The 21,198-nt window shown below is 52.2% G+C and carries 17 protein-coding genes and 1 tRNA gene; 16 read left to right on the forward strand and 2 right to left on the reverse strand.

What is annotated here, in order from left to right:
* Positions 1–35: 35 nt before the first annotated feature.
* Complete coding sequence (locus EBB54_RS06995) at positions 36–1,670, reverse strand: ABC-F family ATP-binding cassette domain-containing protein (RefSeq protein ID WP_125130650.1); 1,635 nt, start codon at positions 1,668–1,670, stop codon at positions 36–38.
* A 331-nt stretch (positions 1,671–2,001) separates the two neighbouring features.
* On the opposite strand from EBB54_RS06995, the gene EBB54_RS07000 reads away from it, so the two are divergent.
* The 10 genes from EBB54_RS07000 to EBB54_RS07045 all read left to right on the forward strand — a co-directional run bounded on the left by EBB54_RS07000 (position 2,002) and on the right by EBB54_RS07045 (position 14,680).
* On the forward strand, positions 2,002–2,859 hold the full coding sequence (locus tag EBB54_RS07000) for a patatin-like phospholipase family protein (protein ID WP_004068694.1): 858 nt from the start codon (positions 2,002–2,004) through the stop codon (positions 2,857–2,859).
* Positions 2,860–3,007: 148 nt separating this feature from the next.
* Positions 3,008–5,161, forward strand: a complete 2,154-nt coding sequence (ppk1, locus tag EBB54_RS07005) for a polyphosphate kinase 1 (RefSeq protein WP_125126896.1) — start codon at positions 3,008–3,010, stop codon at positions 5,159–5,161.
* On the forward strand, positions 5,158–6,219 hold the full coding sequence (locus tag EBB54_RS07010; RefSeq protein WP_125126897.1) for an aldose epimerase family protein: 1,062 nt from the start codon (positions 5,158–5,160) through the stop codon (positions 6,217–6,219). The genes ppk1 and EBB54_RS07010 overlap by 4 nt, the downstream gene beginning before the upstream one ends.
* Before the next feature lie 9 nt (positions 6,220–6,228).
* Entirely contained in the window at positions 6,229–8,262 is a 2,034-nt protein-coding gene (locus tag EBB54_RS07015; RefSeq protein WP_125126898.1) for a DNA topoisomerase, read from the forward strand.
* Positions 8,263–8,337: 75 nt separating this feature from the next.
* On the forward strand, positions 8,338–9,006 hold the full coding sequence (locus EBB54_RS07020; RefSeq protein ID WP_125126899.1) for an acyltransferase: 669 nt from the start codon (positions 8,338–8,340) through the stop codon (positions 9,004–9,006).
* Positions 9,007–9,157: 151 nt separating this feature from the next.
* Positions 9,158–10,060, forward strand: a complete 903-nt coding sequence (locus EBB54_RS07025; protein WP_125130652.1) for an NAD(P)-dependent oxidoreductase — start codon at positions 9,158–9,160, stop codon at positions 10,058–10,060.
* Between the two features lie 52 nt (positions 10,061–10,112).
* Complete coding sequence (locus EBB54_RS07030) at positions 10,113–10,811, forward strand: ABC transporter ATP-binding protein (protein ID WP_125126900.1); 699 nt, start codon at positions 10,113–10,115, stop codon at positions 10,809–10,811.
* Entirely contained in the window at positions 10,808–12,385 is a 1,578-nt protein-coding gene (locus EBB54_RS07035) for a putative ABC exporter domain-containing protein (RefSeq protein ID WP_125126901.1), read from the forward strand. Before EBB54_RS07030 ends, EBB54_RS07035 begins: the two co-directional genes overlap by 4 nt.
* Positions 12,386–12,500: 115 nt before the next feature.
* The gene (locus EBB54_RS07040; protein WP_125126902.1) at positions 12,501–12,977 is read left to right on the forward strand and encodes a methylglyoxal synthase; all 477 of its coding nucleotides are present in this window, start codon (positions 12,501–12,503) and stop codon (positions 12,975–12,977) included.
* A 170-nt stretch (positions 12,978–13,147) separates the two neighbouring features.
* Positions 13,148–14,680, forward strand: coding sequence for a sodium:solute symporter family protein (locus EBB54_RS07045; protein WP_125126903.1), 1,533 nt, complete (start codon positions 13,148–13,150; stop codon positions 14,678–14,680).
* A 223-nt stretch (positions 14,681–14,903) separates the two neighbouring features.
* On the opposite strand, the gene EBB54_RS07050 is transcribed toward EBB54_RS07045, so the two are convergent.
* Positions 14,904–14,974, reverse strand: a tRNA-Gly gene (locus EBB54_RS07050).
* A 458-nt stretch (positions 14,975–15,432) separates the two neighbouring features.
* Here EBB54_RS07050 and recA point away from each other — a divergent pair.
* The 6 genes from recA (at position 15,433) to vanR (ending at position 21,160) form a co-directional block, all read left to right on the forward strand.
* Positions 15,433–16,614 (forward strand): recombinase RecA, encoded by a 1,182-nt coding sequence (gene recA / locus EBB54_RS07055; protein WP_125126904.1) that lies wholly within the window; start codon positions 15,433–15,435, stop codon positions 16,612–16,614.
* Between the two features lie 54 nt (positions 16,615–16,668).
* Entirely contained in the window at positions 16,669–17,283 is a 615-nt protein-coding gene (locus EBB54_RS07060) for a regulatory protein RecX (RefSeq protein WP_125126905.1), read from the forward strand.
* A 149-nt stretch (positions 17,284–17,432) separates the two neighbouring features.
* Entirely contained in the window at positions 17,433–18,968 is a 1,536-nt protein-coding gene (gene rny / locus EBB54_RS07065; protein ID WP_408640793.1) for a ribonuclease Y, read from the forward strand.
* 109 nt (positions 18,969–19,077) lie between these two features.
* A complete protein-coding gene (locus EBB54_RS07070) occupies positions 19,078–19,614 on the forward strand; it encodes an NUDIX hydrolase (protein ID WP_125126906.1) in 537 nt (178 codons plus the stop codon).
* Between the two features lie 269 nt (positions 19,615–19,883).
* A complete protein-coding gene (locus tag EBB54_RS07075) occupies positions 19,884–20,423 on the forward strand; it encodes a stage II sporulation protein M (protein WP_125126907.1) in 540 nt (179 codons plus the stop codon).
* Positions 20,424–20,452: 29 nt separating this feature from the next.
* The gene (vanR, locus tag EBB54_RS07080; protein ID WP_125126908.1) at positions 20,453–21,160 is read left to right on the forward strand and encodes a VanR-ABDEGLN family response regulator transcription factor; all 708 of its coding nucleotides are present in this window, start codon (positions 20,453–20,455) and stop codon (positions 21,158–21,160) included.
* Positions 21,161–21,198: the final 38 nt, after the last annotated feature.

Below are 21,198 nucleotides of genomic sequence, written 5' to 3' on the forward strand. Positions count from 1 at the left end.
AGAAATGGGGCTGTCACTGACAGCCCCATTTCTGATCAATCTTCTTCTTCAACCTGCACCGTATAAGTATGCCGTTTTCTCGCCATCTCATCGTTTGCAAGATATTCGTCATAGGTGGTGATCTTGTCGATCAGCCTGCCTCCCGGCACGATTTCCATGATCCGGTTGGCTGTGGTCTGGACGATCTGGTGGTCTCTGGAGGTGAACAGAAGCACTCCCGGAAACTTGATCATTCCGTTATTCAGAGAGGTGATGGCCTCCATGTCCAGATGGTTGGTGGGCTCGTCAAAGAGCAGTACATTGGCGCCGGAGATCATCATCTTTGAGAGCAGGCACCGTACCTTTTCCCCTCCGGAGAGCACTTTCAGCCGCTTCACGCCGTCCTCGCCGCCGAAAAGCATCCTTCCTAAGAAACCGCGGACATAGGTGACGTCCTTATTTTCCGAATACTGGGTAAGCCATTCCGTGATGGTATAATCGCTGTCAAATTCTTCTCCGAAATCCTTCGGGAAATACGCCTGGGAGGTGGTGATCCCCCACTTGTAGGTTCCCTCGTCCGGCTCCATCTCCCCGATCAGGATCTTGAACAATACAGTTTTGGCAAGCTCATTGCTGCCCACAAAGGCCACCTTGTCGTCGTGTCCCAGGGTAAAGGTCAGATTGTCCAGAATCTTTTCCCCGTCAATGGTCTTGGAGAGACCTTCCACTGCCAGCACCTCATTGCCGATCTCGCGGTTGGGGCGGAAGTCAATGTAGGGGTACTTCCGGCTGGACGGCTTGATCTCATCCAACTGGATCTTCTCCAGGGCGCGCTTTCTGGACGTGGCCTGCTTGGACTTTGACGCGTTGGCACTGAACCGGGAAATAAATTCCTGCAGCTCCTTGATCTTTTCTTCCTTCTTTTTGTTGGCTTCCTTCATCTGGCGGATGAGAAGCTGGCTGGACTCGTACCAGAAATCATAGTTGCCGGCATAGAGCTGGATCTTGCCGTAGTCGATATCCGCGATCTGGGTGCAGACCTTATTCAGGAAATAACGGTCATGGGACACCACGATCACCGTATTTTCAAAATTGATCAAAAATTCTTCCAGCCATGCGATGGCATCTAAGTCCAAATGGTTGGTGGGCTCGTCCAGAAGCAGGATGTCCGGGTTGCCGAACAGCGCCTGGGCCAGCAGGACTTTTACCTTCTCAGGTCCGGTCAGGTCTTTTACAAGCTTGTCATGCAGTTCCGTATCAATCCCCAGGCCGTTCAGCAGGGAGGCAGCGTCTGATTCAGCTTCCCAGCCGTTCATGGTGGCAAATTCGCCCTCCAGCTCGCTGGCCTTGATCCCGTCCTCATCGGTGAAATCCTCTTTTGCGTAGATGGCGTCCTTCTCCTTCATGATCTCATAAAGGCGGGCATTTCCCATGATGACCGTGTCCAGTACCGGATAGTCGTCGTACTTGGACTGATCCTGCTGCAGGAAGGACAGACGCTCCCCGGGAGAAATGGCGATCTCCCCGTTGGTTGGCTCCAGCTGTCCGGACAAAATCCTCAAAAATGTAGATTTTCCCGCGCCGTTTGCGCCGATGATGCCGTAGCAGTTTCCTTCGGTGAATTTGATATTCACCTCTTCAAATAAAGCTTTTTTTCCCACTCTTAACGTAATATTATTTGCACTGATCATACTGTAAACCCTCTGTTTTTTTGAATTTTTCCAGACATCCGCCGTCCTTTGTGCAGGGACGTCCGCCTGGAATTTGTCAAGTTTTACTGTCACTTCCTCTATATTATACATAAAACCTTTTCTTTTTCAAGGAAAATCATTGCGGCAGCTACATTTTCAACAAAAAGGGCTACTTTCTGTATAAAATCTGTGCTATAATTGGAAAAAATGATGCTTATGGAGATGTAGAGGAACAGGGCTATATCTCCATATTTTAAGGAAAAGAGGCGGCTTGCAGATAAAATACGACAGACAGCAATATGAAATGGATTGAAAAAGCGAGGTTTTGCATATGCAGAAAGCAACAATGATACTGGAGGGCGGGGCCACAAGAGGGGTGTTTACCTCGGGGGTCCTGGATTATCTGATGGAGCAGGAGCTGTATACGTCCCATGTCATCGGAGTGTCCGCAGGCTCCTGCAACGCGCTGGACTATGTGTCCAGGCAGCCGGGCAGGACAAAGGACTGTATGATCCTGACAGACAAAAAGGACGATTACGTCTATGGATTCCGGAAGTTTATCAAGGAAAAAAGCATTATGAATATGGATATGATCTTTGACACGTATCCGAATGAAACATTTCCTTTTGACTTTGAGACCTATTTCCGCTCGGAGATGAAGTGTGAGATCGTGGTGACAAACTGTCTCACCGGGAAGGCGGAATATCTGGATGAACGGCAGGACAAAGCGAGGCTGATGAAGATCAGCAGGGCATCCTGCAGCATGCCTTTGCTTACCCCCATCGTGCGGGTGGACGGGATTCCCTGCTTAGACGGCGGGCTGTCGGATTCTGTGCCCATTGAGCGGGCCATGACCTATGGAAACCGGAAGATCGTCGTGATCCTGACCCGGAATCCGGGCTACCGGAAAAAAAGGGTATCCAAGGGGATGGCAAGGGTATACCGGGAAGCCTACCGGTCTTATCCAAACCTGCTGCGGGCGATCATGACAAGAAGCCTGTATTACAACCGTACGATGGAACAGATCGAGGGTCTGGAAGAGGAGGGGCGGATCTTTGTTCTGCGTCCCCAGGTAAAGGCTGTGTCCCGGTTAGAGCGCAACGCGGAGATCCTGACCGGATTTTATGAGCACGGCTACAACCTGATGGCGCGGGAATACGACCGGCTTATAAAGTATCTGGAAGCATAACCGAAGGCGGTTGCAAATGATACGGGTATTGCCGCATTTAAAATCTGCTTCGCAGATGGCGGGCAAGCAATCACTTGCTATGCAAGTGGTTGCATTCAGCAGGCAATCAATTTGCTTCGCAAATTGGTTACAAATGGAGGAAAAGAAGATGGGAAAAGAGAAAATGAGCTACACACAAAACAGGGAACTGTCCTGGCTGCGGTTTAACCAGCGTGTCCTGGAGGAGGCCCGGGACGAGAGCGTTCCGCTTCTGGAGCGGATGAAGTTCGTCTCGATCTTTACCAGCAACCTGGACGAATTTTTCATGATCCGGGTCGGCAACCTCTTAAACATGGCGGCTGTGGACAACAAAAAAATGGATTTAAAATCCGGTATGACGCCGGGGGAGCAGCTTCGGGCGATCTACGGCGCGGTGGCGCCCCTTTATAAAGAACGGGATAAGACTTATTCGGAGATCAAAAAGCAGCTTTCCACCTATGGGATCAGCAGTATGAATTTCAAGGAGCTGGAGCCCCAGGAAAAGAAGTACATCAAGAAGTATTTCAAAGAACAGGTTCTGCCGGTGCTTTCCCCCCAGATCGTGGACGTGAACCACCCGTTCCCGCATCTGCTCAACAAGGAAGTCTATGTTGTGTCCAACTTAAAGCTGGAGGACAGGACTATGATGGGCATTGTCCCCATCCCCCAGTTTGTGCCGAGGATCGTGTACCTTCCGGGACATGACGTGCGCTATATCCGGATCGAAAAGGTGATTCTGGAATACATGGAGACGATCTTCGGGCAGTATCAGGTTTCCGACAAAAATTATATCTGCGTCACACGCAACGCGGACATTTCCCCCGATGACGACTCCTTTGCGGATAACGACGATTTCCGGTTCGTGATGCAGAAGGCGCTGCACAAGCGGAGGAGGATGGCGGTGGTCCGTCTGGAGGTGGCCAGCCCTCTGGGAAAAGAGATGGAAAAGTTTTTCTGTGAGAAATTCAACATCACCCAGGAATGCATTTTCCGGACCAAGATGCCCATGACTCTGGACTTCGTGTTCTCCGTGATCGAGAAGGTGCCCGATTCCATGAAGCGCTCCCTCACCGATGAGACCTTTGTCCCCCAGCCGTCGGCATCGGTGGCGGAGGGCAGTGTGATGGCTCAGGTGAAGCGGCGGGATATCCTGCTGTCCTACCCTTACGAGAGCATGGAGCCGTTTCTGCAGCTCATCCGCGAGGCATCGGTGGATCCCGATGTCATGACCATCAAGATCACCATTTACCGGCTGGCAAAGAAGACCAGGCTGGTGGAATATCTCTGTGCGGCCGCGGAAAACGGCAAGGAGGTCACAGCCCTGATTGAGCTGCGGGCGCGGTTTGACGAGCAGAACAACATTGACTGGGCGGAGCGTATGGAGGAGGCCGGCTGCCGGGTGATCTACGGCTTTGAAGGGTACAAGGTGCATTCTAAGATCTGCCTGATCACATACCGCAGCCGCAGTGAGATCCGCTATATCACCCAGATCGGCACCGGCAATTACAACGAAAAGACGGCGAAAATGTACACCGACTTTTCCCTTATGACGGCCAACCAGGCCATCGGGGAGGACGCGGCGGTATTCTTCAAAAATATGGCCATCAGCAACCTCCACGGGGCCTACCAGCATCTGATCGTGTCCCCCACCAGCTTGAAGCAGAAGGTCCTGAGGCTGATGGATGAAGAGATCAAGAAGGGAAGTTCCGGGAGAGTCCTGATGAAGATGAATTCCGTCACGGACATCGACTTTATCCGGAAGGTGGCCGAGGCGTCCAGGGCCGGGGTGAAGATCGACCTGATCGTGCGGGGGATCTGCTGCGTGCTGCCGGGCATTCCGGGGGAGACGGAGAACCTGACTGTGACCAGTATCGTAGGAAGATATTTAGAGCACCCCAGGGTATTTGTATTCGGTTCGGGGGATGAGAAGCAGGTGTACATCGGCTCCGCGGATATGATGACCAGAAACACGGAGAAGCGTGTGGAGGTGGCCTGCCCGATCTACGATCCGGCCATCAAAAAGCAGTTGATCCGGTATTTAAGCATCATGCTCGCGGACAATGTAAAGGCACGGGTCATGACCAGCGACGGCACCTATCAGAAAAAGAAGGGCGGGGAACGGAAGATCTGCGCCCAGGAGATTTTCATGAAGGAGGCGCTCCACGCAAAACGTCCCCAGAGGATTGAGGAAAAAAAGACGGTTTTTACGAGGCTGCGTGAAGCAGTGCCTGTGCTTGGGGTCAAAAAGAAAAATGAAGGTAATGTATGGAGGAAAAACAAATGAAAGCAATCAAAGTCAGCAATTTTGGCAAGGTAAAGGACGGGAGGGAAGCAAAGCTGTATACCCTCACAAACGACGCCGGGATGTCGGCGGAATTTACGGATTACGGTGCGTCGCTGGTAAGGCTTTATGTGCCGGACCGTGAGGGAGCGCTTCGGGACGTGGTGCTGGGGTATGACGACGCGGCCGGATATGAGGCAGGCACGGAATCCATCGGCGCTCCGGTAGGGCGTAATGCAAACCGGATCGGAGGGGCTTCCTTTGAACTGGGCGGCGTGACTTATCAGCTGACCCCCAATAAAGGCTGCAACAACCTGCACAGCGGGCCGGATGTCTATAACAAGCGTTTCTGGGAAGTGACGGAGGCAGAGGACGACCATATCATCTTTCTGCTGCACAGCCCGGACGGGGATCAGGGATATCCGGGGGCGCTGGACATGCAGATCAACTGCACCCTGACCGAGGAGAATGAGATTCGGTTTACATACCACGCGGTGCCCGACCATGACACGGTGATCAATATGACGAACCACAGTTATTTTAATCTGAACGGGCATGACAGCGGCAGCATCCTTTCCCACAGGGTCGTTGTGGACGCGGATGCCTTTACCCTGACGGACGACGAGTCCATTCCCACAGGGGAGATCATGGACGTAACCGGCACTCCCATGGATTTCCGAAATGGGCGTGTGATCGGGGATGAGATCGACTCTGATTTTGAAGCGATCCGCCTGGGAAAAGGATATGACCACAACTGGGTATTGAAAAATGGCGGAAAATTTGCTAAAGTAGCTGAGACGGCCGCAGATGAAAGCGGCATCGTTATGGACGTGTATACCGACCTGCCAGGCATTCAGGTGTATACGAGCAATTTCCTGAATCAGGAATCCGGAAAAGACGGGGCGGTTTATCCGTACCGGGCTGCGGTCTGCTTTGAGACCCAGTTTTTTCCGGATGCTGTCCATCACGCGAATTTTCCAAGCTCCATCTGCAAGGCGGGGCAGGCTTATCATACGGTGACGGCATATCGTTTCCGAACGAACGACAGAAGGAACGGGTAGTATAAATCTATGGGGAAAGCAGTATATATAGCAGAGAAACCAAGTGTTGCGCAGGAATTTGCCAGGGCTTTAAAACTGAATGTACGGCGGGGGGACGGCTATCTGGAGTCGGAAGACGCCATTGTGACCTGGTGCGTCGGACATCTGGTGACGATGAGCTACCCGGGGGAATATGACCCGGCATTGAAAAGGTGGAGTCTGGACACTCTGCCTTTTCTGCCGGAGAAGTTCAGGTACGAGGTCATTCCGGCTGTGGAAAAGCAGTTCCGGGTGGTCAGCGGTATCCTGAACCGGGAAGATGTGGAGCGCATCTATGTATGCACTGACTCCGGGCGGGAAGGAGAATATATCTACCGTCTGGTGGAGCAGGAAGCCCATGTGCAGGGAAAGGAACGCAGGCGGGTGTGGATCGATTCCCAGACCGAGGAGGAGATCCTGCGGGGAATCCGTGAGGCAAAGGATCTCTCGGAGTACGACAACCTGAGCGAGTCTGCCTATCTGCGGGCAAAAGAGGACTACCTGATGGGGATCAATTTTTCCCGGCTGCTGACTCTGAAATACGGCGACAGCATTTCCAATTATCTGCGCACAAAAGACCGGCCGGCCATTTCCGTAGGCAGGGTGATGACCTGCGTGCTGGGTATGGTGGTGCGCAGGGAGCGGGAGATCCGGGATTTCGTGAAAACGCCGTTCTACCGCGTGCTGAGCACGATCCGGGTAAACGACCAGACCTTTGAAGGCGAATGGAAGGCCGTCCAGGGCTCTAAGTGGTTTGAGTCCTTTGACCTCTATAAGGAAAATGGATTCAAGGAGCGGGAGAAGGCGGAGGAACTGATCGCGTACCTGACGGACGGGCAGGGGGCGGATGCGCCGGGCGGGCCGGTGGCCTGCCAGGTGGCTTCCATCGAAAAGAAAAAAGAGAAGAAGAACCCGCCCCTGCTCTACAATCTGGCCGAATTACAGAATGACTGCTCCAAACGGTTCAAGATCAGCCCTGATGAGACGCTGCGGATCGTGCAGGAGCTCTATGAAAAAAAACTTGTCACCTATCCGCGTACCGATGCCCGCGTGCTGTCCACCGCGGCGGCGAAGGAGATCAGCCGCAATTTAAACGGCCTCTCTAAATACCAGGCGGCGGCGCCGTACCTGCAAGATATCCTGCAGTTTCAGAGCCATAAAAATCTGGCAAAGACCCGGTATGTGAATGACAAGCAGATCACGGACCATTATGCCATCGTACCCACCGGGCAGGGTCTGCAGAGCTTAGGCTCTGTCTCAGACATGTCCCGGAAGATCTATGACTGCATTGTGCGGCGTTTCCTGAGCATTTTTTATCCGCCTGCAGTATATCAGAAGATATCCATTGTAACAAAGATCAAGGAAGAAAGCTTTTTTTCCAGCTTCAAGGTATTAGCGGAGGAAGGCTACCTGAAAGTGGCGGGAATCCCCCAGGCAAAGAAGGCGGCCAAAGGGGATAAGGAGGCGGAAGGGGGCGACCGGCAGAATGTGGACAGCGCCCTGTTCCAGGCCGTTCAGGGTATCCGGAAAGGAGCAGTGCTTCCGGTAGACGGGCTGGAGATCCGGGAGGGGGAGACTACGCCGCCGAAGCGGTACAACTCCGGCTCCATGATCCTGGCCATGGAAAACGCCGGGCAGCTCATTGAGGACGAGGAGCTTCGGGCCCAGATCAAGGGGAGCGGAATCGGGACCAGCGCCACCCGCGCGGAGATCCTGAAAAAGCTGATGAATATCCAGTATCTGGCGTTAAATAAAAAGAGCCAGATCATTACCCCGACGCTTCAGGGGGAGATGGTCTACGATGTGGTGGACCATTCCATACGGTCCCTTCTGAATCCGGAACTGACGGCAAGCTGGGAAAAGGGGCTGTCCTACGTGGCGGAGGGGGAGATCACGCCGGAGGAATACATGCAGAAGCTGAGCCATTTTATTTTCAGCCGAACGGATGTGGTCAAGAACCTGCGCAACCAGTTTCAGCTTAAGGCATGTTATGACCAGGCGGCCCGCTTTTATGAAAAAAACTAACTGTTTGATACCGCCGCATGCAGCCTTGTGATACTCGAAAACCGTGGACAATCAGAACGAAAATGGAGGTTATTTATGAAAGCATTAACCGTACAGGAACTTTATACATTGGAAGAAACGATTGCAAAGCCGTTGCTTGACGGGGTGACCTACCCCTGGGAGGTGCTTCCGAAGATCAGCGCGTTTATCCTGGAGCTTGGCGCAGGGCTTTCTCCGGAGGAATACGAGAAGCGGGGGGAGAATATCTGGATCGCCAAGTCGGCCAAAGTGGCTCCCACCGCGTTTATCAACGGCCCGGCCATCATCGGGAAGGACGCGGAGGTGCGCCACTGCGCGTTTATCCGCGGAAATGCCATCGTAGGGGAAGGCGCGGTGGTGGGTAACTCCACAGAGCTGAAAAATGTGATCCTGTTCAATAAGGTGCAGGTTCCCCATTACAACTATGTGGGGGATTCCATTTTGGGCTACAAGTCTCATATGGGCGCAGGCTCCATCACCTCCAATGTAAAGTCGGACAAAAAGCTGGTGGTGGTGAAGGCTCCGGACGGGATGATTGAGACCGGGATGAAAAAATTCGGCGCCATGCTGGGCGACGAGGTGGAGGTAGGCTGCGGCAGCGTCCTCAACCCGGGAACCGTGGTGGGCGCTCATACCAATATTTATCCCCTGTCTTCGGTGAGAGGCTTTGTACCGGGCGGCAGCATCTATAAGAAGCAGGGCGAGGTTGTAGAGAAACGGGATTGAGTGTTTGTAATTGACCGCATGGTGCGAGGGGACGCTGCGGAGAAAGGTGGCTGGCCGTATGGTGCAGAGAGACGCTGCGGAGAAGCACGGCCGGCTGCATGGAGCAGGAAAAAGATTTGTAAGAAGAACGGAGGCAGGGATCATGGGACAGATACAGAGTATCGGATTTATCGGTGTCGGGATCATGGGGAAATCCATGGTGCGCAATTTGATGAAGGCAGGCTTTGACCTGCATATCTATGCAAGGACAAAATCCAAGGTGGAGGACGTGGTCGGAGAGGGCGCGGCCTTTCATGAGAGCATCGCGGAGTGTGTCAGGGACCGGGACGCGGTGATCACCATCGTGGGATTTCCGCAGGATGTGGAAGAGGTGTATTTTGATGAGGGAAAGATCCTGGACAATGTGAAAGAGGGAACCTATCTGATCGATATGACCACCACCAGTCCCAAGCTTGCGGAAAAGATCGCTCAGGAAGGGGGCAAAAAGGGATGCCATGTCCTGGACGCGCCTGTGACCGGGGGAGACACCGGGGCCAGGGCGGGAACCCTCTCGGTCCTGGTAGGCGGCGAAAAGGCGGACTTTGAAGCCTGCATGCCTTTGTTTGAGGCCATGGGAACCAACATCAACTATCAGGGCAAGGCAGGCTGCGGACAGCACTGCAAGCTGGCCAACCAGATCATGATCGCCGGGGCGCTCTCCGGCGTCTGCGAAGCCATTGCCTATGCCAGAGAAAAAGGGCTGGACCCGGACACACTGCTGCGGTCCGTATCGTCAGGCGCGGCAGGCAGCAGGCAGTTGGACAGCCTGGGGCCGAAGATCGTGAAAGAGGATTTTGCGCCGGGATTTTTTATGAAGCATTTTATCAAGGATATGCGGCTGGCGCTGATTGAGGCAAACATGAGCGGGCTGTCCCTGGATGTCTTAAGCACCGTGCTTGCAGGCTGCCAGGAGCTGGAAGCAGAAGGCATGGGCGATCTGGGAACCCAGGCCCTGATTAAGTATTACGATCCCATCCAGATCGAAGACGAGACGGAAGAGACAGAAGTGTTATAAACGGAACATAAAATTGAATTACAAAACAGAGACGGAAGAAGGCTGAAAAAGCATGTTAGAGATTCAGGAATTGAGCAAATCATACGGAAAGCATCTGGCCGTTGACAGGGTCAGCTTTTTCGTACCCGACGGCCAGGTGGGAATCCTGCTTGGCCCCAATGGCGCGGGAAAATCCACGATCATCAAAAGCATTGCCGGTCTGCTGCGGTATCAGGGCAGGATCGGGATTCAGGGCATGTCTGCCAGGACGCTGGAGGCCAGGAAAATCTTCGGATATGTGCCGGAGATTCCGGCCATGTTTGACGCGCTGACGGTCCGGGAGCATGTGGAATATATCCGCAAGGCGTATGACAGTGATATTACGGAGGAGGAAGTGCAGGCGCTCTTCCAGCGCTTTGAACTGGCCGACAAGCAGGAGAAGCTGGGAAACGAACTGTCCAAGGGAATGATGCAGAAGGTCAGCATCTGCTGTGCGCTGGCCATCAAGCCCAAGGTAATCTTGCTGGACGAGCCTATGGTAGGACTGGATCCCCAGGCCATCAAGGAACTGAAAAAGATCGTGCTGGAACTAAAGGAGCAGGGCGTGACCGTGCTCATCAGTACCCATATGCTGGAGATGGTGGAAGAGCTGTGGGATGTCATGTTCGTGATGGATCAGAGCCATATTATCGGATCTTATCGAAAAGAGGACGTGGGAGAAAAGGATCTGGACGATCTGTTCTTTGAGATGACGGGCGGTGAGAAGCGATGAAGGCGTTGTTATATCTGTCGTGGAGATCTTTTGTCAACAATGTGAAGCGGGCGGTGAGAAAACCGGTCACCCTGATCCTGATCATTTTTCTGGGGGCCTATGCAGCCTATGTGCTGTTTATGGCGGGAAGTCTGGTAACGGAACTGCGGTTTGACTCTGTGGACGGCCTGGTGGCCCTGGTTTCCGTGTGGACGATCTATATGTTTCTGACGAATTTCATTGGGTATTCGTCCAGAAAAGGAGTCATATTCCGGCAGGGGCACACGCATTTTGTATTTCCGGCTCCCATCAGCCCCAAGCTGGTTCTGATTCACAGTGCCTGGCTGAATTATCTGCTCTCAATCGTTGTCGGCCTGCTGTTCGTGCTGGCCGGTGTGACGGTATTTTGTGTGGAACCCTGGCGGATGGCGCTGTTCTTTTTGGTAGGATGTGTCCTGGAGATTTTGCTGGAAGTCAGCCTGATGGTATTCTTGTATACAAACGAATCTCTTTCAGAAAGGTTTATCAAAGGGCTCGGCCTGGGAATGAAAATCTTTCTCGGAGTCATGGCGCTGTTTTTGTTCCTGTATTTCCGGCGGGAGGGTTTTAATCTGGAAACGGTTTCCGCATTCTTTGACTGGCCGGGGCTGCAGATGATTCCGGTGATGGGGTGGAGTATTGCGGCGTACCGCCTGATCCTGACAGGGCCTACAACCCTGAATATGGTCTGTACGGCCCTGTACGTGTGCTCGGTGGCAGCCGCGTTTTTGACGGCAAGCCGTATGCGCTGCGAGGGGGCCTACTATGAGGACGCTGCAAAGTTTGCAGATGATTACGCGGAGATGAGAAAGAAGAAAAACAGCGGCGAGATGGCCGTTGGGATCGGGGAAAAGAAGCGTAAATTCCGCCGGATCTCGGGGGATTACCGGGCAAGCGGGGCTAAGGCGGTCTTTTACCGGCAGCTTCTGGAGTATAAAAAGGAGCGGTATTTTATCCTGACCAAGGTGACGCTGATCAACCTGGCCGCCTCCCTGATTATGGCCTTTGCCCTTCGGGAAAATGTGGCCTGGTCAGGAGTTCCCCAGTTTTTTCTGCTGGGAATGACGGCCTATATGACGCTGGTGTTCTCAGGGATTACAGGAAAATGGGAAAAGGAGCTGAAAAACCCTTACCTGTTCCTGATCCCGGACACGCCTTTTCGGAAGCTCTGGTACGCCACACTGATGGAACATATAAAAGCATTCGGAGACGGAATCATGCTGTGCGTCCCCATGGGGGTAGTGTGGGGCGTAGAACCGGGGCTGATATGCCTGAATATTTTGATCTATACGGTGCTGCAGGCCAATAAGCTGTATGCCAAAGTGGTAGCTCAGTGCCTGGTGGGGGATTTTCTGGGAAAAACAGGCCAGGATATTATCCGGATGCTCCTGCAGATGTTTATCATCGGGATCGGCATCATGGCTGCGGTTGTGGCCGGAATCCTTATAAATATCAATTTGGTCTTTCCAATTATCCTGATTTATAGTATCATAGTAACTGGAGTGATGGGAGCACTTGCATCTCTCCGATTTGATACCATGGAACAGATGGATTGACTGCTGCCGCTGTGAGCGTCCGTGGGGGCGGGCGGTTTCAGGCGATCTATAATGAGAGATACAGGCATCAGGGCGCTGCCCGGATTGGCTGTATTTACGAAGGAGGTATATGGATATGTTGAATGAACAGTTTGTGACGATGGAGATCGGCAAGGCAAAGAACATAGCTTTGGTAGCCCACGACGGTAAAAAGCAGGAACTGGTGGAGTGGTGCGACCGGAATAAAGACATTTTGAAAGGACATTTTCTCTGCGGGACCGGGACAACGGCAAAGCTGATCGCGGAGAGAACCGGACTTCCGGTCAAAGGCTACTGCAGCGGCCCGCTGGGAGGCGACCAGCAGATCGGTGCGAAGATCGTGGAAGGCAAGATTGATTTTATGATCTTTATGTGGGACCCGCTGGAAGCGCAGCCCCATGATCCGGACGTCAAGGCGCTGCTGCGTATTGCGGTGGTATACGACATCCCGATCGCAAATAACCTGGCGACGGCGGACTTTATGCTCAGCTCCAAATATATGAGCGAGCCCTACAGCCGGAAGATTGAGAATTTCAACAAGACCATCCAGGACCGGGTGGAACGGATGAAATAATCTGCTGCCGGAAGTAAATAGATCTGGTAGAATCTATTACAGCGAACTTTTAGGAACAACATGTTGACACGGAGGAAACTCCGTGTTAAACTATGACATGACGCTTTAACACTTTAAAGTTCAACGCTTTAAAGTGAATTAGCATCAAAAAAAGAAATGAGGATGAGGATATGGCAATTAAACTGATTTTACTGATTGTATTTTTCGGGGTGATGGTTTATGTGGGCATGTATTCCAGGAAGCACGCGACCAGCGTGGACGGATTTGTCCTGGGCGGACGCAGCGTGGGGCCCTGGCTGACGGCGTTTGCATACGGAACCTCCTATTTTTCTGCGGTGGTCTTTGTCGGGTATGCCGGACAGTTCGGGTGGAAGTACGGACTTTCCTCTACCTGGATCGGCCTGGGAAACGCCGTGATCGGAAGCCTTCTGGCCTGGGTGGTGCTGGGAAGAAGGACGAAGGTTATGACCCAGCATCTGAAATGCAAGACCATGCCGGACTTTTTCGGAGAGCGGTACGGAAGTGATGCGTTAAAGGTTACGGCTTCCCTGATCGTATTTATTTTTCTGATTCCCTATACGGCTTCTGTTTACAACGGACTGTCCAGGCTGTTCGGGATGGCGTTTCACATCCCCTATACGGTCTGCGTGATCGTGATGGCCGTGTTTACCGCGGTGTATGTGATCCTGGGAGGCTACATGGCAACCGCCATCAATGATTTCATTCAGGGGATCATCATGCTGGTGGGGATTGCGGCGGTGATCGGCGCAGTCTTAAGCGGGCAGGGAGGTTTCCTGCATGCCATCCAGACCATGGCACAGATTCCCAGCGATGTACCGGTGACCCAGGGACAGCCGGGGGCCTTCACTTCCTTTTTCGGGCCGGATCCGCTGAACCTGCTTGGGGTTGTCATACTGACCTCCCTTGGAACCTGGGGACTGCCCCAGATGATCGGAAAATTTTACGCCATCAAGGATGAAAAGGCGATCAATACGGGAACCGTGATCTCTACACTGTTTGCGGTGGTGGTGTCCGGAGGATGCTATTTCCTTGGAGGCTTTGGACGGCTGTTCGACAACGCGTCCCTCTATAACGAAGAAACCGGCGCGGTGATCTATGACAGCATCATTCCCTATATGCTGTCCACACTGCCGGATATCCTGATCGGGATCGTGGTGGTACTGGTGCTGTCTGCGTCCATGTCCACCCTGTCCTCCCTGGTGCTGACATCCAGCTCCACCATGACGCTGGATCTGCTCAAGGACCGAGTTATGAAGGACATGAGCGAGAAGAAGCAGGTGGTGACCATGCAGGTACTGATCGTGTTCTTCATCGTGGTATCTGTGGTGATCGCACTGAATCCGCCTACATTTATCGCGCAGCTCATGGGGATCTCCTGGGGCGCGCTGGCAGGCGCGTTTCTGGCTCCGTTTTTGTACGGACTGTACTGGAAGGGGGTAAGCAGGGCTGCAGTGTGGGCAAGCTTTGCAACAGGGGTAGGCATTACCGTGTCGAATATGTTTATCGGATACATCGCATCCCCCATCAATGCGGGAGCGGCCGCTATGATCGCGGGACTGATCGTGGTGCCGGCGGTAAGCCTGGTAACACCCAAGCAGGAGAAGGAAAAGGTGGATGCGATCTTCGTATGCTATGACGAGAAGGTGACGATCACAAAGAAACGTTCGCTGGAAGCGAATTAGTGGAAGAGTTTTTTGAAAGGCAGCGCCGGAAGGGTACTGCCTTTTTGTATATCATCGTTTGCGGAAAAGCTGCCGGCGGCAGGTTTTCCGTATAGAAAAAGACCTCCAAGTGCATAAAATCAATAAACCAATAAAAAACCTATCAATATCGGCTTGATAGGTTTTTTATTGGTTTATTGATTTTACAAATAATGGAAGTCCAGTAAAACCGACAGTCTGACAGAGCAGATAACGGGAATCGAACCCGCCTCTCCAGCTTGGGAAGCTAGCATTCTACCAATGAACTATATCTGCACATCAATCATTATAATACTGAATGACTGGAAATGCAAGGGAAAATGTAAAAAAATTAAAAGACTGAAAATTTATGGATATCATAGATATAATCAGAAAAATAAATAAAAAACAAACATAAAATTTTCTTGTAGACAGACGGGGAGTATGGTAAGATAGAGACAGCCGCAACACGCGGCGGGGTTTCTGTACAGCGGTTCTTGCTGTACGGCAGGATTTCTGCTTTATATCATCTGATATTCATTGAGAATCCCCTGATGCATATGGAGAAGAGAACAAGAGAAGAAAACGACAGGAAGCGCGGCGGGAAAAGTGGGTCTGCCGGTTTTCCTTCGAACCTGGAAAGGCGGTGGAGAGAATGGTTTAAAAGAGAAAAAATATTTGTGGTTGACATTTTGCGGGAAATATAATAAGATAAGAAAAGAACGAACAATTGTTCGAAAAGAGGAGAATGGATTATGGCAAATGTAGTTGAAGATAAGAAAAAAGCATTGGATGCGGCAATCGCGAAGCTGGAGAAGGATTTTGGAAAAGGTACGGTGATGAAGCTGGGGGATTCCAGCGCCCATGTGAACGTGGAGACCGTGCCTACCGGGTGTCTGAGCCTGGATCTTGCGCTGGGGCTGGGCGGAGTGCCCAAGGGACGTGTGATCGAGGTCTACGGGCCTGAGTCCAGCGGTAAGACCACGGTCACCTTACATATGGTTGCAGAAGTACAGAAGAGGGGCGGGATTGCCGGTTTCATTGATGCGGAGCATGCGCTGGACCCGGTATACGCCAAGAACATCGGCGTGGATATCAACGAGCTCTATATCTCCCAGCCGGACAGCGGAGACCAGGCGCTGGAGATCGCGGAGACGATGGTTCGCTCCAATGCCATTGACATCATCGTCATCGACTCGGTTGCGGCTCTGGTGCCCCGGCAGGAGATTGAGGGGGATATGGGGGACAGCCACGTAGGACTGCAGGCGCGTCTGATGTCCCAGGCGCTTCGGAAGCTGACCCCGGTGATCAGCAAGTCTAACTGCGTCGTGATCTTCATCAACCAGCTCCGTGAGAAGGTGGGGGTAATGTTCGGGAATCCGGAGACCACCACAGGCGGCCGCGCTTTGAAGTTCTACGCTTCCGTCCGGATGGACGTGCGCAAGATTGAGACATTGAAGCAGAGCGGGGAGATGGTGGGGAACCGTACCCGGATCAAGATCGTGAAGAATAAGATCGCACCTCCCTTCAAAGAGGCGGAGTTTGACATTATGTTCGGAAAAGGTATCTCCAGATCCGGGGATATCCTGGATTTGGCGGCCAACATCGACGTGATCAAGAAGAGCGGCTCCTGGTACGCTTATGAAGGGAACAAGATCGGCCAGGGACGTGAGAATGCCAAGACTTACCTGGAGACCAATCCGGAGGTCATGGAGGAGATCGAGAAGAAGGTGCGGGAGCATTACAGCCTGGAAGAGCCGGCTGAGGTCGGCGGAGCTGACGATTTGAAATTAAAGCCCAAGGGAAGCGCATCGGGAAAGGCCGAGGAGAAGAGCGGGGAAAAGGCATCAGGCAAGTCTGCATCGAAGAGCGCCCCAAAGCCGGAGGATAAGGCTGCTTCCAAAGCCGAGTCGAAGGATGAGGGAAAAGAGGAGTAAGCCAGCTGTAAACTGTACGACACGGTTGGGGCGTCCCCAAAGTGAGGTTTGTGTATGATTGTAACAAAAGTCGAAGCATTGACAAAGGCGAAGTACAGGGTGGATCTGGACGGAGAGTTTGCCTTTGTATTATATAAGAGGGAACTGCAGCATTTCGGAATCCGGGAAGGGGAAGATCTGGAAGAAAAGACCTGTATGCAGATCCGAAAGGATGTGGTTCTCAAGCGGGCGAAGCTGCGCGCCATGCACCTGCTTACGGATATGGCACGGACAGAATCGGGCCTGCGGGAGAAGCTCAGGCAGGGGCTCTATCCGGAGGATATCGTGGAGGACGCGCTTGCCTATGTCCGCTCCTTCGGATATCTGGACGACCTGCGGTATGCGGAGCACTTTATTGAGAGCAGGAAGGATCAAAAGAGCAAAAAAGAGATCTACGCCCTGCTCTGCAGTAAAGGCGTGCCGCCGGAGCAGATCCGGGAGGCGTTCGAAAGCTGTTATCCCGAAGAAGGGGAGCAGGACGCCATCCGCCGGATTCTGGAGAAGAAGCGGGTGGACCCGGAACATGCCTCCAGGGAAGAGATCAGGAAGCTCTGCGGATATCTGTCCAGAAAAGGCTTTCGATATGAGGAGATCAGCAGGGCGCTTAAGGCATTTGACATCCCGTTTTAACCGCATTTTTAAAACCTTTACCAAAAATCTGACAAGAATGCTTGACAGAGTTGTGAAAACAGTATAAAATTTAACTGTTGTATTTCTTTAAATGTACAATGAAAATTGAATAAGGAGGTGCTCCTGTGCCAATACCAATAGCATGGTGTATTGTTATTGCTGTAGCCCTCGCGTTGATAACAGGCGTTGTCACCTATCGTGCCACAGTCTCCAAGCTGAAGAATGATGCGAACTCGAAGATCGGGAATGCGGAGACCAGGGCGAGAGAGATCATCGACGATGCCGTGAAAACTGCTGAAGCAGCGAAGAAGGAAGCTCTGCTGGAGGTCAAAGAAGAGTCCATCCGGACGAAGAATGACCTTGAGAAGGAGACGAAGGAGAGGCGAACCGAACTGCAGCGCTATGAGAAGCGCGTGTTAGCGAAGGAAGAGTCTGTCGATAAACGTGCAGATGCAATGGAACATCGCGAAGCAAAATTTACAGCGCGGGAAGAGCAACTGAAGCAGAGAGAGATCAAAGTGGAGGAGCTCGAACAAAAGAGAGTACAGGAACTGGAAAGAATCTCAGGACTTACCTCCGAACAAGCAAAAGAATATCTGTTGAAAACTGTTGAAGATGATGTGAAGCATGACACGGCCAGGATGGTCAGGGATCTGGAGATGCAGGCGAAGGAAGACGCAGACAAGCGGGCAAAAGAGTACGTTGTCAACGCAATCCAGAGATGCGCGGTGGATCATGTGGCTGAGACCACAATCTCAGTCGTACAGCTTCCAAGCGATGAGATGAAGGGAAGGATTATCGGCAGGGAGGGACGGAACATCCGTACTCTTGAGACGCTGACAGGTGTAGAACTGATCATAGACGATACGCCCGAAGCAGTCGTACTGTCCGGTTTTGATCCGATTCGCAGAGAGGTTGCAAGGATTGCGCTGGAACGTCTGATCGTAGACGGCCGTATCCATCCGGCAAGGATCGAGGAGATGGTGGAAAAGGCGCAGAAGGAAGTGGATGTAATGATCCGGGAAGAAGGAGAAGCGGCGGCGCTGGAAGTTGGCGTGCCGGGAATCCATCCGGAGTTGATCCGCTTGCTGGGACGTATGAAGTTCCGTACAAGCTACGGGCAGAACGCGTTGCGGCATTCTATCGAGGTTGCGCAGCTTTCCGGTCTGCTGGCCGGGGAGATCGGGCTGGATGTCCGTATGGCGAAGCGTGCGGGTCTTTTACATGACATCGGGAAATCCATCGACCACGACGTGGAGGGATCACATATCCAGATTGGCGCGGATCTCTGCAGGAAGTATAAGGAATCCCCGACAGTGATCAATGTGGTGGAATCCCACCACGGAGATGTAGAGCCCCAGACTTTGATTGCGTGTGTGATCCAGGCTGCTGACACGATTTCGGCGGCAAGGCCGGGGGCCAGAAGAGAAACCATCGAAACATACACAAACAGATTAAAACAATTAGAAGAGATCACCAATCATTTTAAAGGTGTAGACAAGTCTTTTGCTATTCAGGCAGGTAGAGAGATTCGAGTTATGGTAGTTCCGGAGCAGGTATCGGATGATGATATGGTACTTATGGCCAGGGATATTGCAAAGCAGATTGAGTATGAGTTGGAATATCCGGGGCAGATTAAGGTAAATGTGATCCGCGAATCGCGGGTGACTGACTATGCGAAGTAGCAGTGATCGAACCGGCTTATGAAAGTACAGCCCTTGTCGTAAGACAGGGGCTTTTCTTTACACGATCGCAGGGAATCCCGGATGAAAAACAAAAACAGGAGCAGACATTATGAGTGAACAGATCAAACGTATAAAAAGAGAATTGAAGTATAAAGGGACCATCCTTGAATTTTATCAGGATACAATGGAGATCAACGGGAGCCATACGGCGCTGTGGGATTTCATCAAACATAAAGGGGCGGCGGCTGTGGTACCGGTGACGAAGGATGGAAAGATCCTGATGGTCAGGCAGTACCGGAACGCGCTGGACAGATATACCCTGGAGATCCCGGCGGGAGCGCTGGACGCGGAGGATGAACCGGGAATCGTGTGCGCGGGGCGGGAGCTGGAAGAAGAGACCGGATACCGCTGCGAGAACCTGGAATGGCTGCTCACACTCCGCACGACGGTGGCTTTCTGCAACGAGAGAATCGAAGTCTATGTGGCAAGAAACCTGATCCCTTCCAAACAGCATCTGGATGAGGACGAGTTCATTGACCTGGAAGCCTTCACGATTGAGGAACTGAAAGAAAAGATCTTTTCCGGAGAGATTGAGGACGGCAAGACCGTATCCTCCCTGCTTGCATATGCGGCTAAGTATACCTGAAATAGTATTGCGTGATGAACGGTGAAGCCTGCATCTGCTGTTTCTGCCTGTACGGTATGGCATTAATCGGTGATACAGCCGCATTGTCTCTTCCCTTGGCATTGCCAATGAGAAAATTCTGCGGAGTTGCATTAAACGTTACTATTCACAGTCGGATAAAAATAGTAACATGAAACCCGCTGCAAGGTTCGCAGGAGTTTCTTCGGGTCAGGCATTTACGAACCATGACCGGCATATAATGAAGTATCGGGACGATGGGAGGAAATTCTGTGAAGATACTTCATTCCAAGAAGCAGATGCTGGCATTTTTTCTGCCGGGATTTCTGCTGGGGATCTTATATGTCAACTTTATAGTAAAACAGTATATCGCGGAGCCGGGAATTTTCAGCACCTATTTTCTCAGGCAGTATGCGGCTGTGGACATTATCGCAGGGGAATATATGCTGTATCTGGTGAGGGTGCGCCTGTTTCCGGCTGCGCTGCTGGCCGGCCTGGCATTTACCAGGATGCGGAAAATTGCGGCAGTCATTTTCCTGCTTTGGACGGGCTTTTCCAGCGGGATGCTGCTGACCATGGCCGTGGTGGGCATGGGCGTGAAGGGGATCATCCTCTGCGTCGTGGGGATTCTGCCCCATTTCCTGTGCTATATCCCGGCCTGCATCGTAGTGCTCTGGTACTGCTGGATGTATCCCAGAAACCGGTGGAACCGCCAGAAAACGGTGTTTGTGGCCCTGATGCTGATGATGGGGCTGATCCTGGAGTCCTATGTCAATCCGGTATGGATGAAAGCATTTTTAGGCATTCTTTAAAATAAGAAAACGAGAGAGGAAACAGATCTATGGAGGGAAATATACTGATTGTGGATGATGAAAAGGAAATTGCGGACCTGATCGAAGTCTGCCTTCAGAATGACGGTTATACGGTACAGAAGTGCTATAACGGTATAGAAGCCCTGAAATATATCGAATCAAAGCCCTTTGACCTGGCCATTTTGGATGTCATGCTTCCGGATATCGACGGATTTCGGATCTGCCAGAAGATCCGGGAACGGTATTATTACCCCATTATCATGCTGACTGCCCGGGGAGAGGATATGGATAAGATCATGGGTCTGACCATCGGGGCGGACGATTATATTACAAAGCCCTTTAACCCGCTGGAGGTGGTGGCAAGGGTTAAGACCCAGCTTCGGCGGTATGTGCAGTATAACCAGGGCGCAGCCTCTAAGGAGGATCGCGCGCAGCCGGCAGAGGAGTATGATATCCGGGGTCTGGTGATCAACAAAAATACCCATAAATGTACGCTGTATGGAAGGGAAATTGCGCTGACGCCCATTGAGTTTTCCATTCTCTGGTATCTGTGCGGGCAGCGGGGAAATGTGATCTCCTCCGAGGAGCTGTTCGAGAAAGTCTGGGGGGAAGCCTATATTGACAACAACAATACCGTAATGGCGCACATCGGGAGGCTGCGGGAAAAGTTAAAAGAACCCGCCAGGCATCCAAAATTCATAAAAACAGTGTGGGGAGTGGGGTATACGGTTGAATAAGAGAAGAGGAACAGGCAGAGAAGAGAAGCAGAAGAGAG

Origin of the sequence: Schaedlerella arabinosiphila (genome assembly GCF_003885045.1) — a bacterium.
Lineage (GTDB): Bacteria > Bacillota > Clostridia > Lachnospirales > Lachnospiraceae > Schaedlerella > Schaedlerella arabinosiphila.

What these genes read in the sequence shown, in the direction of transcription:
- ppk1 (WP_125126896.1), top strand. Translation starts at nt 3,008, where the DNA reads ATGGGAAAAGAGAAAATGAGCTACACACAAAACAGGGAACTGTCCTGG.
- vanR (WP_125126908.1), top strand. Translation starts at nt 20,453, where the DNA reads ATGGAGGGAAATATACTGATTGTGGATGATGAAAAGGAAATTGCGGAC.
- EBB54_RS07020 (WP_125126899.1), top strand. Translation starts at nt 8,338, where the DNA reads ATGAAAGCATTAACCGTACAGGAACTTTATACATTGGAAGAAACGATT.
- EBB54_RS07045 (WP_125126903.1), top strand. Translation starts at nt 13,148, where the DNA reads ATGGCAATTAAACTGATTTTACTGATTGTATTTTTCGGGGTGATGGTT.
- EBB54_RS06995 (WP_125130650.1), bottom strand. Translation starts at nt 1,670, where the DNA reads ATGATCAGTGCAAATAATATTACGTTAAGAGTGGGAAAAAAAGCTTTA.
- recA (WP_125126904.1), top strand. Translation starts at nt 15,433, where the DNA reads ATGGCAAATGTAGTTGAAGATAAGAAAAAAGCATTGGATGCGGCAATC.
- EBB54_RS07030 (WP_125126900.1), top strand. Translation starts at nt 10,113, where the DNA reads ATGTTAGAGATTCAGGAATTGAGCAAATCATACGGAAAGCATCTGGCC.
- EBB54_RS07040 (WP_125126902.1), top strand. Translation starts at nt 12,501, where the DNA reads ATGTTGAATGAACAGTTTGTGACGATGGAGATCGGCAAGGCAAAGAAC.
- EBB54_RS07010 (WP_125126897.1), top strand. Translation starts at nt 5,158, where the DNA reads ATGAAAGCAATCAAAGTCAGCAATTTTGGCAAGGTAAAGGACGGGAGG.
- EBB54_RS07015 (WP_125126898.1), top strand. Translation starts at nt 6,229, where the DNA reads ATGGGGAAAGCAGTATATATAGCAGAGAAACCAAGTGTTGCGCAGGAA.
- EBB54_RS07070 (WP_125126906.1), top strand. Translation starts at nt 19,078, where the DNA reads ATGAGTGAACAGATCAAACGTATAAAAAGAGAATTGAAGTATAAAGGG.
- EBB54_RS07035 (WP_125126901.1), top strand. Translation starts at nt 10,808, where the DNA reads ATGAAGGCGTTGTTATATCTGTCGTGGAGATCTTTTGTCAACAATGTG.
- EBB54_RS07000 (WP_004068694.1), top strand. Translation starts at nt 2,002, where the DNA reads ATGCAGAAAGCAACAATGATACTGGAGGGCGGGGCCACAAGAGGGGTG.
- EBB54_RS07060 (WP_125126905.1), top strand. Translation starts at nt 16,669, where the DNA reads ATGATTGTAACAAAAGTCGAAGCATTGACAAAGGCGAAGTACAGGGTG.